We start from the raw sequence: 16,197 nt of genomic DNA on the forward strand, positions 1-16,197 counted from the left end.
GTGAGCGGAATTATGGCAATTTTAGAAACACAACAGGTTAGTGTCGGTTATAATCGACGCTTAATTATTCAGGATTTATCAATTCAAATTCCTCAAGGGCAGATTACAACCTTGATCGGACCTAACGGGAGTGGTAAGTCAACTTTGATACGGACGTTAGCCCATTTGTTGAAACCGTCTTCAGGGACGGTTCTGCTGGCAGATCAGGCGCTAGCGACTAAGACGCCTAAAGAGATGGCCCAAGAAATGGCGTTATTACCGCAAGTTGGGGAATTAACGACCGATTTGTCTGTCTTTGATTTAGTATCGTTTGGACGGCTGCCTTACCGGCAACAATTCAGACCCTTGTCAGCGGTCGATAAAGAAAAAATTGAGTGGGCAATTGAACGAACGGGGCTTAATCAATTTAGAGACCGTTTCTTGAGTACCTTGTCAGGCGGGCAACGCCAACGTGCTTGGATTGCGATGGCTTTGGCGCAAGACACAGATATTTTAATATTGGATGAACCAACCACTTATTTAGATTTGACCCACCAACTAGAAATTATGTTATTAATTCAGGAATTAAATCAGATTGAAGGCCGCACCATTATCATGGCGTTGCATGATTTAAACCATGCGGCCCGTTTTTCAGATCAGTTGATTGCCTTAAAGAATGGTCAATTACAGGCCAGTGGGACAGTCAATGAGGTCATGACGCGTGATAATTTACGACACATCTTTAATATTGATGCGACGTTAATCGAACATGATCAGCGTCCCTTAATCCTAACTTATGATCGCTGGTCAGAAGGGGAACAGGACCATGATGAATAAAAAATTCGGCTTTTCTTTAGTGATTAGTTTGATTCTGTTAGCCATTCTGATGGTTGTCAGCATTCGCTATGGTGCGGCACAAACAACGATGAAGACGGTCTATCATGCGGTTTTTGATTATCACGCAAGTCAATTACAACAAGCTGTGATTCATGAAATTCGGTTACCACGGGTTTTAGGCGCCGCTTTAATAGGCGCTAGTTTGGCGGGTAGTGGCCTGATTATGCAGGAACTAACGCAAAATCCATTAGCCGATTCTGGCTTATTAGGCATTAACGCAGGTGCAGGGTTCATGTTAACAATCAGCTTTATCGTGTTACCTAAAGCGACACCGCAACAAACTGCTATTTTTGCCTTAATCGGGGCCGCACTGTCAGCCTGTTTAATCTTAGCAATTAGTATGGCTAAAAAGACGCAGAAAACGACGACGGTAGTTTTAGCCGGGATGGCGATTAGTAGCTGTCTGGTTGCTTTAAGCGAAGGCCTTTCTTTAATGACCCAGCTTAAACGGGATTTAGCGTTTTGGCATTTTGGGGGCGTCGCGGCGATTACGTGGACGCAATTAACGCAACTAGGACCATGGTTAATTGCTGGCTTGATTGCAAGCCTCTGTTTGGCACCGCAACTACGTTTATTACAACTAGGTGATGAACTTGTATTAAGTTTAGGTCGCAAGACGAGTGTCGTGCGGTTATTGGGCTTTATCTGTGTCATTATTTTAGCGGGTATTTCAGTGGCCTTAGTTGGGTCTGTCGCTTTTGTCGGCTTGATGGTCCCACACATTACACGTTATCTAGTTGGTTACGATGTGCGTAAGGTGATGCCAGTCACGTTATTATTAGGGGCCAGTCTGGTTGTGGCAGCGGATTTGATTTCGCGGACGATTAATCCACCACAAGAGATTCCCTTTGGCATTATGATTGCCTTAATTGGCGTGCCATTCTTCATTTATCTAGCGAGAAAAGGGGCGAGTCAAGCATGAATATGATGACAAAACGTTATCGGCGTTGGCTCGTCGGGTTGTCGGCTTTGTTAATTGCAACGACCCTGGTTAGCTTACAAACAGGCCAATTAGCGATTGGTCCACAAGCAATCGGCCAGTTATTGATTGGTCAGGGTCAAGCGCAAGATGCGTTAATCTTAGTTGATTTTCGGATGCCACGGATTATTATTGCAATCTTAGTGGGCTTTGCGTTAGCGATTGCGGGTGAAGTATTACAGAGTACGACGCAAAATCCATTGGCAGACACCGGCTTTTTAGGAATTAATTCGGGTGCGGGAATTGCGGTTTTATTATTTATTACATTTGCCGCCGATCAAGGTAGTCAGATTTTTATATTACCGGTATTAGCTTTGATTGGTGCGTTAGTCAGCGCTGTAGTAATCGTGATTGGCGCGTATCAAAAGTCTGTGGGGATTACGGCCAATCGCCTATTACTAACCGGAGTCGCGGTTTCGACCTGTTTTTCTGCATTAATGGTCTTATTGACCTTGAAGTTATCTCCTGATAATTATCAATTTGTGATGACTTGGCTAGCAGGGAGTATCTGGGGGAGCAGCTGGCCATTTATCTGGGCGCTGTTGCCATGGTTGTTATTAACACTGCCTTATATTTTCAGTAAGAGTCAAACCTTGGATGCCTTTGTTTTAAAACCTGATAACATGCGTTCATTGGGAGTTGATTTTCAAAAGCAACGGTTGTACTTGATTGGCGCTGCGGTGATCTTGGCGGGTGCTAGTGTTTCAATTAGTGGTGGGATTGGCTTTATTGGGTTGATTACACCGCATATTGCCCGCAGAATTATCGGGTATCAGCACCGCTATCAATTACTATTAACGGGACTTTTGGGCAGTTGCTTTTTATTGGTTGCCGATACTTGTGGCAAGCTATTGAGCCCTACTGCCGAAATACCGGCCGGCATTATTGTGGCCTTAATCGGTGCCCCTTACTTTATTTACTTACTAATCAAAACGAAATGAGAGGAGTATGACCGCAATGACTAACATTTACGAGACAACGATTATTGGTGGTGGCCCAGCTGGTTTGTATGCTGCTTTTCAAGCTGGTTTATACGGTTTAAACGGCCAATTATTGGAAGGGGATCAACAATTTGGTGGCAAGGTTGCCACTTATGCGGAGCGTGTGATTCACGATATTGGCGGGATGCCCAACATTACGGGCCAGGATTTAATTCAGAATCTAACAGCGCAGGCCGCTTTTTATGACACACCTTTGCGCACTCAAACCTTAGTGACAGACGTCAAATATTTAGCCGACCAAGATTATTATCAAATTGATACGCCGGATGATCGGTATTATAGTCAAACCTTGATTTTAGCGATGGGTGGTGGCGTGGTCCGGCCTAAGCAATTACGGTTGTTTGAGGAACAAACTTTTGAAAACGTCCATTATGCACCAGCCAACCCTGAGGATTATCGGGATCAACGGGTGGTCTTAATTGGCCCTGGGTATAACTGGATGGAATTGGCGCCGCATTTGTTAGCGACTGCTAAATCAGTGGTGTGGTTAACGACCAAGCGCCCCTTTGTGGATGAAGCAGCTGAAAAAGCGTTCTTAACCGCTTATCCACAGATTGACTATTACTGCCAGCCTTTTGCAAGTTATCAACAGGTAGATCAACAAGTGACGAGCATCACGTTGGCGGATCAAACGCAGATTACATTTGATCAAGCCGTGGTCAGTCTTGGCTACCGCCGGTCATTACAGACGATTGATCAGTGGCAGTTAAGCGCAGAACAGATTGAAGAACGCCCAGATATTTGGGTGATTGGTAATCAAATTCCGGATCGTGCTGGGATTAGCTTGTTAACAAGTGCTTTTCAAGATGGGATTACGGCGATAACTGAGATTGTTGCCCAACTTAAACCAACAGCTAAAACACCGATGGTCACGACGCATAATCCAGTTTTCCAGGCGGATACAAAAGCCTATTGGCAAGAACGATTACGATAGATGGGATAATAAAAAAAGGATCTGATGCAAACTTGGCATCAGGTCCTTTTGAACATATTTAATGTTTTTTACGACGGTGTAACTCTTGGCGGCTAGGGAGATTAGCCACACTGCTAAAGGAAGCTTTAGCGACCGGTTCATGTTCCGGTTCAGGTGTTGGTTCAGTAGTGACTGGTGTCACTGGTTCTGCTGGTTCAGTGGGGGAAATTGGTGTGACTTCAGGCGATTGCATGGTCACCATTGCTTCTGTTTCAAGCGGGATTTCAATCGGATCATTTGTATCCGTTTGAACAAAAATAGTAACTCGTTTTTTATTTTCAACGGTTGCCTTAGCTTCAGCAGTGACTTGTAATTGTTGCTCAAGGGTTTGGGCTATAAAACCGGCTTCGAGTTGGAAGTCGGGTGTTTTGAAATCGGCTAGTCGCTTAGTGATAATCGGACCAGTGAGTTCAAAAAAGTATTGGTTTTTCTTTTGCTTTTTAAGCGATAATTGGCCAAAGTTAATTTGTTCGAAGAATTGACTGAGATCCGCAATTGATTCCAACGGAAATTTAGTAGCTAATTGCTTACCAGCCCAATAACTAATGCCTTCAGTTTCATCACCTAAAATAAGCGGTAATAAGATATCGCGGAGCGTGGCTTGGGCTAGGTAAGTAGCGGTTTGAGGGGTATCTGTGAGTTGTGTGTAAAGTGATTGAGTCACGACGGTGCTCCTTTTTAATAACATTTTTTAATTAAGATAGTTGTATTATACCGCGAAATCAGATTATTTTTTAGTATTTAAAGGGTAGTCGGTTGAATTTTAGGTAAAAAAAAGAGAAAATAGAGTTTACGAATGCATTTTGTGATGAAAAGAGAAAGACTACTATGAAGAAACAACCAATTGGTTTTATGGATTCCGGTGTTGGCGGTTTGACGCTAGTCAAAGAAGCCCGCAAACGCCTCCCAAATGAAGACATGGTGTTTATTGGTGATCAAGCACGATTACCTTACGGCGAAAAGCCGGCTGCCACAGTACGCGAATTTGCTTGGCAGATGGCTAATTTCTTACGCCATCAAGAGATTAAGGCGCTAGTGATTGCCTGTAATACAGCAACCGCTGCGGCCTTACCTGACTTACAAGCCCAATTGGCGATTCCGGTGATTGGGGTTATCAAACCAGGTAGTATTGCGGCCCTACAAACGACGCATAATCGACGTGTCGGGGTGATTGCAACAACTGGCACAATTCAAAGTGCGGCTTACAGTCAACAAATGGCAGCCCTTAATCCTGATGTGCAAGTGACTGGATTAGCAGCACCGCAGTTTGTGACGATGATTGAAGCCAACCAACGACACGGTCAAGCAGTGCAAACCATCGTCAATCAGATTTTACAACCTTTACAAAAAAGTGAGATTGATACGCTTGTTTTAGGCTGTACGCATTTTCCATTATTGACGACCGCCATTCAAACGGTAGTGGGGCCTGACGTGACGTTGGTTAACCCAGCAGTCCAAGCGATTACGATGTTAGAAGAAGTCTTGACGCAACAACAACAATTGGCGACAACCACGCCAGGGACGCTACGGATGTACACAACAGGCTCTGTCGCCGCTTTTGAAGAGATTGCGCAACAATGGCTTGCCCAACCAGATTTAACAGCACAACAAGTTGATATTCAAAAGGAGAAAAATGATGGTCCGGACCGATAATCGAGCAGCAAATGATGTACGCCCTGTCAAAGTACAGTGGCATTATCTGACGAAACAACCCGCTTCTGTCTTATGGCAACGCGGGACAACCAAAGTATTAGCAGCTGTCAGTGAGCAAGCAACTAAGAAAGTCACGCTAATTGGCAGTGGCTTGACGCAAGTGCAAAGTGACTGGTTACAACAGACGCTAACCACTTTGTTAGCGCCCGCTTTGGAAAAGACGGGGTTACTGGTGTCAGTGACGGTTTTAGAAGACGGTGGTAGTTTACTAGCAGAAGCTAGCAATGCCGTTTTTGGGGCCTTGCAATTATTACCTGAACAATTCTTACCTAATCGTGCAGCAGCCGTTACGGCTATTCTGACCGGTAACGAAACATTAGTGGATGCCAGTGACACGGAAGAAGCGGTTGCTGATAGCACGTTGTTAGTCGTGACCGATAATCAAGAACAAATTTTAGCGATGACGTTACAAGGCGCAACGGCGGTTAACAGCAGTCAGTTAAACGAATTGTTATTGGTCGCTAGCCAAGGCGGTACACGGACTGCTGAACAGATTCAAGCGAGTTATCAACAAGCTGTCCACCCAATCATTCAAAAGGAGCACTCTGAGATGCCAACAATTGTGATTGCCACTAAAAACCCGGGCAAGGCCCAAGAATTCCATGCGATGTTTGAAAAAGAGGGGATCCAAATTAAAACGTTATTGGATTACCCTGAATTACCAGAAATTAATGAAACCGGTCAAACCTTTGAAGAAAACGCTCGTTTAAAGGCTGATCAGATTGCTGCTATTTTACAGCTCCCCGTTTTGGCAGATGATTCAGGCTTAATGGTCGATGCCTTAGATGGTCGTCCTGGCATTTATTCAGCCCGTTTTGCGGGTGATCATAACGATGCCGGCAATAATGCCAAGTTATTATACGAATTAACGGGCGTCCCTGCTGAAAAACGGACAGCCCATTTCCATACAACGTTAGTGTTTGCGAAACCTGATCGGCCTGACGATGATTTAGTGGTTGAAGGTAGTGTTAACGGTCGGATTCTAGGAATTCCCCGTGGCGATAACGGCTTTGGTTACGATCCGTTGTTTTACGTACCAGAACTAGATAAATCAATGGCCGAATTATCGATGGCCGAGAAAAATGCGATTAGCCATCGTGCAAAAGCGATTGAAAATTTAGAACCACTTTGGCGTGATTGGTTGGCAAAATAGGAGGAATTAAGATGCGGTTAGTAGTAGTCAGTGATAGTCATGGCGATCGGGATATTTTGGTGCAATTGGTTGCGCATTATAAGGATGAAGCAGTCACTTTCTTACATTGTGGTGATTCCGAATTAACGACGACCGATTCATTATTTCAACAAATGACGGTTGTGCAAGGTAATATGGATTTTAATGGCCACTTCCCAGAACAAGTGGTGGTGCCAGTTGGGGCGCAAAAGGCCTTTTTAACGCATGGTCATTTGTACGGTGTTAATTTTGATTTAACGCGGTTGATGTTAGCGGCTCAAGCAGAAGGCGCGCAATTGGCTTTTTACGGGCACACACATCAGTTAGCCTGTGAAATGCACCAAGGGCTCTTGGTATTAAATCCGGGCAGTATTTCGCAACCGCGGGGCCAATTCCAACCCTTAGGTGGCACATATGCTGTTGTGGATATCACGGCGACTGACTATCAAGTCCAATATTATGACCGCCATTTTGAAAAAGTACCACAACTCCAATTTAAATTTAAAAGAGCTTAAAGTTAAAGACTATCCAAAGTTTAGACGCTGTGGATAGTCTTTTTAGTTAGTGGTTTGGTACAATATTAAACGTAGGTAATTAGAAGGAGGACACTGCATGATTTCAGATGCGTTTCAGAATTTATTACTCGAAAACAAAGAACATTTTTTAATTCCTGGTGAAATGGTCGCTAGCGTTCAGGAAAATAACTCGTTAGAACATGCGTTTATTCTCTTAACAACTGTTAAATATTCAAGTATTCCGGTGCTCGATAATCATTCGAAGTTTAAAGGGATGCTAACCATGCCACTGATTACAGAGACGATGTTAGGACTCGATCACTTGAGTTTCGATAACCTCCGTAAAATGACCGTTCAAGATGTGATGCAAAAGGATGTTGTGACAATTAAAGATCCGTACGATATTGAAGAAACACTTCATTTATTGGTTGATCATCCTTACTTACCGGTATTATCAGACGACGGCGAATTCACAGGGATTGTGACTCGGCGCGAGATGATGAAGAGTTTTAACCGGGTAGCCCATAATATTGAAAAAGAATATAAGATTGAGGCTTTACCAATAGAGAAACAACAAAATTAGTTTATTTTAGCGCATTAAAAAAGCGTTGCGCCAAAAGTTATTTTGTCGTAACGCTTTTTTTGATAGCTAAAATATGCTTTTTGAAACTGCCTTCTGCGTTTAGCGTTACTCGTCAAACAACTGCTTGCAGCAGTTATTCGCCGAGCTGTGCTAATGCTCAAAGCCAAAGCGTTTCAAACGCACTCTTTAGGCCCGATCGAAGTAAATCGTTGCAATGGCTCCTAAGACGAGCATCAAGGCGATTAATGCGATTGGCCCTAGTAGTGCGGTTAAACCACCCACGGCCGGCCAAGCGGGTACAACGCCCGTTTCAGCTAGGATCCAGATGGCTGCTAGGATCACGCCTAAAACGCCAGCATAAACATATTGGGCATAGTGAGCGAGTAAGTAATGCATGATTTTAGCGACAATCACGGTCCCAATCACAGCACCTAGCATAAATGGCAAGAGGAGGGCGACACTTTTGAAAGCCTCGCCTGCCTGTTCAAAGCGGCCGGTAACGAGATAAACGAGCAAATCGAGTAATTGGCTAACGGCGTGATAGACAGTCCCGTATTGCTTGATAATCATCAACATAATCGAACCCGAAATACCGGGAATCACCATCAATGAAACGGAGAAAAAGCCGGTAAAGGTTAACATCCCGAAATCTTGGAGGGACGTTAGTTGTTTGATGGCAATGTCAGATTCGTTTTGATGACCACCAATTTTGGTAATCAATAACATCAAGCCACCACAGGCAATGGCAATTAAGACTTGCTGCCAGTTTAGCTTTTTAAGCTTGCGCCAGATGAACGGTAAACTGCCTAAAACGAGGCCGATGAAGAAACTATAAGCGGCCAGTGGATAAGCGGTGCATAACCATAAAATAACTTTGGTCGATAATAAAACACCGATGCCCGCGCCAATACCGATTGGCCATAAAAAGCCAATTGCTTGGCGCCAATCTTGTTTGAACTGCGCGATGGCCTTTAATAATGGTTCATATAAACCAACGATGACGGCAAAGATACTACCAGATAAACCAGGAATAACGAGTGCGACACCGATGAGGGCGCCTTTGAGTGCATTAATTAGTGGCATAAGAGTGCTCCTTTGGCGGATAATTTAGTTGGTTAAAGTCAATGAACTGGTGGGTAAGGTAATCCCAGCGGCGTTAATCGCCTGTAAGTAACCTTGTAGGAATAAACGTTGCGTCGTTGCTTGTTCGCCGTTAAGCGTGTGCATCACCACTTGGTAGGCAAGTGTGCCATCCGTTAAGGTTGAAACCCCCAGTAATGTGGGGCCGTCTTTGATTTCGGGATGGCGCGGCACTAATTCAGTGTTGACTTGCTTAACGATTGTTGCGAGTTGTTCGATATCCGTATCAGGGTTGATACGAATATTAATCAGTACCCGCATATTGTTGCGGGAAAGATTGCTGACGATTGAAATGTTCCGGTTGGGGATGAAATTGAGCGTGCCATCGTAGCTTTGCACTTGTGTGGTTCGCAAGCCGATCGCTGTAACAGTACCTTCAATCGTTCCAATTCGGACGGTATTGCCAACGTCAAATTGCTGTTCGGCCAGGATGAAAAAGCCGGTGACAATATCGTTGACGAATCCTTGGGCACCAAGACCAACGGCTAAACTGAAGATCCCAGCACCGGCAATTAATGTCCCGACTGGAACGCCGATAATGCTGAGCAGTGCATAAAGGTAAAAGAAAATTAGCAGATAAGCCAAAGCGTTGGTCATCAGGGTATAGATGGTATTCATTCGATTGTTGGAAAAACCATCTGCTTCGCGATATTTGCGAAAGGCCCGTTTGATAATAAAACGCCCAATGCGACTAAGCAAGTAAAAAAGTAGTGAAATTAAAATGATTTGAAAAAAGCCCGTGATGAAGAGGCCTAAGAGGTGATCCCAATCGATGCTGGTTATATAGCGCATAAAGATATTGGTTTGCTTTTGAACCGACTCGACGGGTGTGGTGGTTAGTGATTGAAAGAACATGCTGACAAACTCCTTTAAAAGTGCATAATTCTAGTTTAGCAAATGTTTAAAAAAATGACATCTAATATAGTATGATTATTTGAAGGTTGTACCGAATAATGCTATCCTAGAGACTGAGAAACAAGATAATAGACGACGAAATAGGAGGAACAAATTGATGACGGGTGGTCAAATTGCAGCATTAATCGCTGCAGGGGCTTTTGCAGTTTTGGTTGTTTTTCTAATAGTGATGTTATTAAAAGTCACTAAGGTTTTAACGCGTGTTTCCGAGACAGTCACCGAAGCCAATAAGAGCGTGACAACAATTACGAATGATGTAGATGTCCTTTCAAGACAAGTTGAAGGTCTGTTGAACAAAACGAATGTTTTACTAGACGATGTCAACGGTAAAGTAGCAGATTTAGATCCAGTTTTCCGTGCAGCCGGCGAATTAGGCGAGAGTGTTTCAAGTTTGAATGCTGCCAGTCGTGGTTTGACTGAAAAAGTAACAAGTGTCGGTCGCACGACCGCCAAAGCAACAGTTGCTTCTAAAATGGGGGCCAGTGCCCTTAGATTCTATCAAAATAGACGACAAACAAAAGACAAGGAGTAATTCACATGGCAAAAAAAGGCTTTTTATTCGGTGTTTTAGTGGGCGGCGCAGCAGCAATTGGTGCCACACTTTTATTAACACCTAAAACGGGTAAAGAATTACAAAATAAATTAGTGGACTTGGGTGAAGATGCCATTGATCGCGCACAAGACTATTATTACTTGATGAACGAAACGGCTGCTGATCTTAAAGGAGAAGCAAAGTTCCATATGAACCGTGTGCACGATTATGCGAGTGATTGGCAAGAAAATGCATTGGATATCAAAGAACAGGCTAAAGCGCAATTTGATGAAAAGACGGCAGACTTAAAATCACAATTTGGTAGTAGTTTAGAACCAGCTGCTGAAGATTTTGATGATATCGTCATTGAAGGCAAGAGTGCTTTTGGCCAAGCCAAAGATGAAGCAGAAGAAAAAATGATACCAGATTCATTAGGTGAATAAAGGATTGTTAAAAAGCCCTCACTGATAGTGAGGGCTTTTTAATTTGGAGGGGGGATTAATTGCAACAACTTCCGCTTAATCTAAAATGAGCCATAATCTTAAAACCAAGATTATGACTCATTTTGTATTAATGCTCAGTTGCTAGACACAATTAAGGGCACTCTTATTTGAAACGTGCTTCTTCGAACTGCCTTTTCCGGTTAACAAAAAACGCGAATCATGACCAAGGGCGTCATAATCCGCGTTTTTAAGTTAATCCTCAAAGTCAATTCGTTCGAATCAGCACTCTTACTTGAAACGTGCTTCAGCAGGCATATTTCTGCGGCTAGCTACGTCCGTTAAACGACCAACAAGTTGGTCATTCACCAGACTAGGCTAGTCCTCAAAATATAACCGCCTGCTTACGCACTCTTAGAATGTTTGTAGTTCTTTTGTCATGTGTGTGAATGATTCTGCGCCTGTTTCTGTAACGTGGACACAGTCTTCAATCCGGACACCGGCAACACCTGGGATGTAAATCCCTGGTTCGATTGAGAAGCACATGCCTGGTTTGATAATCATGTCGTTACCTTCCATGATTGATGGGAATTCGTGTTCTGAAGTCCCAATCCCATGACCTAAACGGTGAATAAAGTATTCGCCATAACCGTCCTTCGTAATCACGTCGCGGGCAATCTTATCTAATTCAGCAGCTGTAATGCCGGGTTTAACAGCATCTTGTGCAGCTAAGTTTGCTTCAAGACAAACTTTGTGGATTTCAAGTGACTTAGCATCTGGTTTACCAAAAGCAACAGTCCGTGTCGCATCACTCATATAACCTTTGTGTAATGTCCCAAGATCAAAGAGCACTAATGCATCAGGTGTTAAGATATTAGCTTCTGGGCCACCATGTGGGTTAGCAGCGTTGATGCCTGATTGTACAATTGTATCGAAACTCATATGCATAACGCCTTTACGCATTAAAGCATATTCGATTTCAGCAACGATGTCTTGTTCTGTTTTGCCAGCTTTTAAAGCGTTGAAACCAACTTCAAAGGCGTAGTCAGCTTCGCGGCCGGCTGCTTCCATTAAAGCAATTTCTTCAGGTGTTTTGATTAATTTTAAGTTTTCCATGAAGCGTGATGCATCACCAGGGAATGTTGCGTTAGGGAATTGCTTTAGAATTGCTTCATAACGTTGAACGGGAAGGTCGTCTTTTTCAAGAGCCCAACGTGTTGGATTGGCCATCCGTTTCTTGATTTGATCTGCGATGATGGCATATGGATCTTCATGATCAAGGTAACCATAAACATCAAGTTTCCAGCCAGCCTTCTTAGCAGATTCAACTTCTAGTTGTGGTGTAAATAGGAATGGGTCCTGATCTGCAAAAACAAAGAGGGCTAAAACCCGTTCTGCAGGATCACTTTCAAAACCAGTGAAATAGAGGATGTTCGTTGGATTACTAATGTAAGCCACATCCATATTATTCTCGACAAGCCAATTTTGTAATTGGGCTAATTGATTATTCATCTAAAGCACTTCCTTTACAGTTGATAATCACAGTATAGCACAGAAAATGTAAACGTTAATGTAAACTGCAAATGAAAACAAAAATGAAAATTTCATAAAAATGATGTAAACCGCTTGCATTTGCCTTAAATATCTGTTAAATTAATCAAGAAGTGAAATGAAAACAAATGAAAATACAATATATTTTATTTTGCGAATGAAAGGAATCATTTTAAAATGGAAAAACAAACAATTACAATTTACGACGTTGCGCGTGAAGCTGACGTATCAATGGCGACCGTCTCACGGGTTGTTAACGGGAACCCCAACGTTAAGCCTGCCACTCGCAAGAAAGTGCTTGAAGTGATCGACCGTTTAGACTATCGTCCTAATGCTGTTGCTCGTGGTTTGGCAAGTAAGAAAACAACAACTGTTGGGGTTATTATCCCAGACGTTAGTGATATCTACTTTGCTTCATTAGCACGCGGGATTGATGATGTTGCTACAATGTACAAGTACAACATCATTTTAGCGAACTCAGATGAAAACAACCAAAAGGAAGTTCAAGTATTGAATACCTTATTGGCAAAACAAGTGGATGGTTTAATCTACATGGGTCACAGTATCTCAGATGCAATCCGTGCTGAATTCGCCCGTTCTAAGACACCAATCGTATTAGCTGGTTCAATCGATCCAGACGAACAAGTCGGTAGTGTTAATATTGACTACGTTGCAGCCGTTAAGGACGCAACTTTGAAGTTAATCAAGAACGGTAACGAAAAAGTCGCCTTCATCTGTGGCAACTTAGATTTTCCAATCAACAGCAAATATCGTTTACGTGGCTATAAAGATACCTTGAACGAAGCTGGTATTCCTTATGACGAAAGCTTAATTTTCGAAACAGAATACAGTTACAGTGCTGGTGAAGCCTTATTCGGTAAGGTTCAAGCAACTGGCGCAACTGCTGCTGTTGTCAGTGACGATGAATTAGCCGTAGGTGTTTTAAATGCTGCTGTTGATGCAGGTGTTAATATTCCAACTGACTTTGAAATTGTGACAAGTAATAACACGAAGTTAACTGAAATGGTTCGTCCTAAGATGACATCAATCTCACAACCTTTATATGATATGGGTGCTGTTGGGATGCGTCTGTTAACGAAGATGATGAACAAAGAAGAAATCGATGATAAGACAATCCTATTGCCATATAGCATTGTTGATCGTCAATCAACTAAATAAAACAAAAACAAGCGGTGATTACATAATCTGTAATCACCGCTTGTTTTTTTATTCTGATTCTGATTGACTAGCTTTTGTTTCACCGTACGTAATTGTACCGTAGCCGTTATTATAACCCATATAATGATTCCAGAAGGTTTCGTAATTGCTGCTTGTGCCACCAATTCCGAATTCGTATTGCGTTGCTTCTGGTGTCCAATTATTGTAAAGCGAAGTGACCTTACCACTGTCAACGGTTCGCGTATTACCATTAATGGAAACAATACCTGGCAGTTGTCCAGTTGCTTTAACAACTTTGCTACTTGTAACGGTACTTGGTTTTTCATGATCTTCTTCAAGCTTCATGATACTTGGATCATTTTGATAGACGCTATTGGCTAACTTAGCCCAATAGTTTTGATTAATCGTGCTAGAGCTATCGGTTAAGTTACGACCAGTACTGTCATAACCCATCCAAGAAGCAAGGGTAATCCCTGGTGTGCTACCGATAAACCAAACATCCCGGTTATCATTATTAGTCCCGGTTTTACCAACCAGGTTATTAGTGTTGAAGTAGAGTTGATCGCTCAATTGTGTTGCGGTCCCATCCGTATCCGTTAAAACACCTGATAACATTTGGTTCATGATGTAACTTGTCGCCTTCGAGAAGACTCGTGTTTTCTTAGTGTGATGTTTGTAAATGATATTACCAGCAGGGTCAGTAATCTTATCGATCACGTAAGCATCAACGTGTTGGCCTTCATCGGCAAATGTTGTAAAGGCACTTGCTTGGGCGAGCACGCTAATCCCATCTTTGGTTCCCCCTAAGGCAAGTCCCAATTGACTATATTCATCATCAGAAAGGTGAATCCCCATCTTATCCATATAGGTCGCAGGGTTAGTCGTTTTACGTAACTTATTGTATAAGTTAACGGTTGGGATATTGAGGGATTGGGCTAAAGCCTTATCCGCAGGGATGAACTTGTTTTGAATGGTGTTACCATAATCGGTTGGCGCATAAGTTTTGAAGTTAGTTTTAAAGTCAGCCAACATCGTTTTAGAACCGATCAGTTTTTGATCAATCGCTGGACCATAAACCAAGAGTGGTTTAATGGTTGAACCCGGTGATCGTTTGGTTAACATGTAGTTAGTTTGCTTGAGGGAGAAGTCGCGACCCCCAACAAATGAAATGACTTTACCAGTCTGGTTATCAAGTAAGACACTCCCGTTTTGAACCGGTGTGTCGCCCACTGATTGCAGACCAGTAATTGGATCGGTCGTTGCATCTTGATAGGTTGGTCCAAAAGAACTGCCTTCTTGTTTGACGATTTCTTGCATTGAATCATAGATATCTTTGTCAATTGTACTATGGATTTGATAGCCCTTAGTACTTAAGAGTTCAGTTGCCTTTGTTTCATATTGTTTGTAGAGCGTTGGGCTACTATTAAGCTTTTCAGTCGAAACATTAGCTTCATTAGCGAGTTGTTTCGTCATGGTGTCGGTTGCTTGTGATTCCAAAAGGTTATAAACGTAACCATAATGCTTAGAAGTTGATTCAGGTTCTGCTTTAGCTTGGAATTCACTCGTTAAATCGACTTTTTTAGCAGCTTTGTATTCTGCTTTGGTAATGCGGTCATCACGATACATCCGGAATAAAACGGTATTCTTACGGTCTAGTCCGTATTTCAAGTATTCAGGATCTTTCAAGGTACCATCTTGGTCATATGGTGTATAGACGGAAGGGCTCTGCGGAAGACCGGCAATATAGGCGGCTTCGGCTAAAGATAAGTTCTTAGCATCTTTACCGAATAACCCTTGAGCGGCTTCTTGTACACCAGCAACGTTTTGGCCTTTATTGTTTCGACCGAGGGTTGCAATGTTGAGGTAGTCTTGTAAGATTTCCTTTTTCGTGAAGTATTTATCGACACGTAAAGCAAGTAAGACTTCAGTCGCTTTCCGTTTGAAGGTTACTTGAGATGTTAAGACCTGCATCTTAATTAACTGTTGCGTTAAAGTCGAACCACCGGTTTGAGAACCAAAGCCGGTTAAATCAGAGATGACAGCTCGTAAGAGGGCCTTTGGAACGACCCCTTGATGTTTATAGAAGTCTTCATCTTCAGTTGCGACAATCGCATCGGTTAGATAAGGCGACATCTCATTGATGCTGACGGGTGTCCGCGAGAGATCAGTCTTAATTGCGCCGAATTTTGTGTTCTTGGCAAAGTAAAGGCCGGCCGCTTGATCAGTGTTATCAAGTTGTTGTTTAAGCACTTGATAACTTGGGACCGGTTCATCCTTCATCAATGCGGCAAAGTAGCCGGCACCAATCCCAAGACCTAAGGCAAACATAATCAAACCGATTGAAATGCCGTAGAGGATTAAACTTTTAAGTGCTTCTAAAAAGACATTAAGCTTAAAAGTGAGGGGTTTGGCACTAAATTGATCGACAAATGTTCGATTTTGGTCTTTGTCTTGATGTTTAAACCAATTGTTAAGCCAAGGCATTGAATGTGATAATTTCGTTTTAATCTTGGAAAATAGCGTATTGACTTTGCGACGCCCTTTAGAGATGAGGGCTGATGCGTGCTTTTGCCGTTGGCTGGAACGCTGCTTTGAATCTTTCAAATAATAACGCCACCTTTTTTCTCAT

Annotated in this window: 16 protein-coding genes; 11 read left to right on the forward strand and 5 right to left on the reverse strand. The window is 42.7% G+C overall.

Annotated features, from left to right (window positions below; genetic code table 11):
- The first annotated feature begins 12 nt into the window (after nt 1-12).
- From NDN60_RS03015 to NDN60_RS03030, 4 genes are read left to right on the forward strand one after another with little or no spacing between them, the layout of a single operon-like run.
- Nucleotides 13-816 carry an ABC transporter ATP-binding protein gene (locus NDN60_RS03015; protein WP_056947923.1) on the forward strand — a complete coding sequence of 268 codons (804 nt, stop codon included), beginning with the start codon at nt 13-15 and terminating at the stop codon, nt 814-816.
- Nucleotides 806-1,798, forward strand: a complete 993-nt coding sequence (locus NDN60_RS03020) for a FecCD family ABC transporter permease (RefSeq protein ID WP_011374110.1) — start codon at nt 806-808, stop codon at nt 1,796-1,798. The genes NDN60_RS03015 and NDN60_RS03020 overlap by 11 nt, the downstream gene beginning before the upstream one ends.
- Entirely contained in the window at nt 1,795-2,796 is a 1,002-nt protein-coding gene (locus tag NDN60_RS03025) for a FecCD family ABC transporter permease (RefSeq protein ID WP_082267756.1), read from the forward strand. The genes NDN60_RS03020 and NDN60_RS03025 overlap by 4 nt, the downstream gene beginning before the upstream one ends.
- A gap of 16 nt (nt 2,797-2,812) precedes the next feature.
- Entirely contained in the window at nt 2,813-3,790 is a 978-nt protein-coding gene (locus tag NDN60_RS03030) for an NAD(P)/FAD-dependent oxidoreductase (protein WP_056947927.1), read from the forward strand.
- A gap of 58 nt (nt 3,791-3,848) precedes the next feature.
- Here the strand turns inward: NDN60_RS03030 and NDN60_RS03035 are convergent, their stop codons facing one another.
- Nucleotides 3,849-4,493 (reverse strand): YslB family protein, encoded by a 645-nt coding sequence (locus tag NDN60_RS03035; protein ID WP_011374113.1) that lies wholly within the window; start codon nt 4,491-4,493, stop codon nt 3,849-3,851.
- A 164-nt stretch (nt 4,494-4,657) separates the two neighbouring features.
- Between NDN60_RS03035 and murI the strand changes: the two genes are divergently transcribed.
- The 4 genes from murI to cbpB all read left to right on the forward strand — a co-directional run bounded on the left by murI (nt 4,658) and on the right by cbpB (nt 7,811).
- A complete protein-coding gene (gene murI, locus NDN60_RS03040; RefSeq protein WP_056947929.1) occupies nt 4,658-5,482 on the forward strand; it encodes a glutamate racemase in 825 nt (274 codons plus the stop codon).
- Nucleotides 5,463-6,695 (forward strand): XTP/dITP diphosphatase, encoded by a 1,233-nt coding sequence (locus NDN60_RS03045; RefSeq protein WP_099947254.1) that lies wholly within the window; start codon nt 5,463-5,465, stop codon nt 6,693-6,695. The genes murI and NDN60_RS03045 overlap by 20 nt, the downstream gene beginning before the upstream one ends.
- An 11-nt stretch (nt 6,696-6,706) precedes the next feature.
- Nucleotides 6,707-7,228 (forward strand): metallophosphoesterase family protein, encoded by a 522-nt coding sequence (locus tag NDN60_RS03050; protein WP_056947932.1) that lies wholly within the window; start codon nt 6,707-6,709, stop codon nt 7,226-7,228.
- A 97-nt stretch (nt 7,229-7,325) separates the two neighbouring features.
- Nucleotides 7,326-7,811: a cyclic-di-AMP-binding protein CbpB gene (cbpB, locus tag NDN60_RS03055; protein WP_011374117.1), complete on the forward strand. Its 486-nt coding sequence runs from the start codon at nt 7,326-7,328 to the stop codon at nt 7,809-7,811.
- Between the two features lie 186 nt (nt 7,812-7,997).
- On the opposite strand, the gene NDN60_RS03060 is transcribed toward cbpB, so the two are convergent.
- Both NDN60_RS03060 and NDN60_RS03065 read right to left on the reverse strand, forming a co-directional pair.
- On the reverse strand, nt 7,998-8,894 hold the full coding sequence (locus NDN60_RS03060) for a DUF368 domain-containing protein (RefSeq protein ID WP_056947934.1): 897 nt from the start codon (nt 8,892-8,894) through the stop codon (nt 7,998-8,000).
- Between the two features lie 24 nt (nt 8,895-8,918).
- Nucleotides 8,919-9,806: a mechanosensitive ion channel family protein gene (locus tag NDN60_RS03065; protein ID WP_011374119.1), complete on the reverse strand. Its 888-nt coding sequence runs from the start codon at nt 9,804-9,806 to the stop codon at nt 8,919-8,921.
- A gap of 157 nt (nt 9,807-9,963) precedes the next feature.
- Here NDN60_RS03065 and NDN60_RS03070 point away from each other — a divergent pair, with 157 nt between their 5' ends.
- Complete coding sequence (locus NDN60_RS03070) at nt 9,964-10,398, forward strand: DUF948 domain-containing protein (protein ID WP_016264674.1); 435 nt, start codon at nt 9,964-9,966, stop codon at nt 10,396-10,398.
- 5 nt (nt 10,399-10,403) lie between these two features.
- Entirely contained in the window at nt 10,404-10,841 is a 438-nt protein-coding gene (locus NDN60_RS03075) for a YtxH domain-containing protein (RefSeq protein ID WP_056947938.1), read from the forward strand.
- 411 nt (nt 10,842-11,252) lie between these two features.
- Here the strand turns inward: NDN60_RS03075 and NDN60_RS03080 are convergent, their stop codons facing one another.
- Entirely contained in the window at nt 11,253-12,350 is a 1,098-nt protein-coding gene (locus NDN60_RS03080) for a M24 family metallopeptidase (protein ID WP_056947940.1), read from the reverse strand.
- Between the two features lie 216 nt (nt 12,351-12,566).
- On the opposite strand from NDN60_RS03080, the gene ccpA reads away from it, so the two are divergent.
- Entirely contained in the window at nt 12,567-13,568 is a 1,002-nt protein-coding gene (ccpA, locus tag NDN60_RS03085) for a catabolite control protein A (RefSeq protein WP_099947618.1), read from the forward strand.
- Between the two features lie 48 nt (nt 13,569-13,616).
- Here the strand turns inward: ccpA and NDN60_RS03090 are convergent, their stop codons facing one another.
- Nucleotides 13,617-16,172, reverse strand: a complete 2,556-nt coding sequence (locus tag NDN60_RS03090; RefSeq protein ID WP_056947942.1) for a transglycosylase domain-containing protein — start codon at nt 16,170-16,172, stop codon at nt 13,617-13,619.
- Nucleotides 16,173-16,197: the final 25 nt, after the last annotated feature.

Source organism: Latilactobacillus sp., from assembly GCF_033176295.1.
Classification (GTDB): Bacteria; Bacillota; Bacilli; order Lactobacillales; family Lactobacillaceae; genus Latilactobacillus; species Latilactobacillus sakei.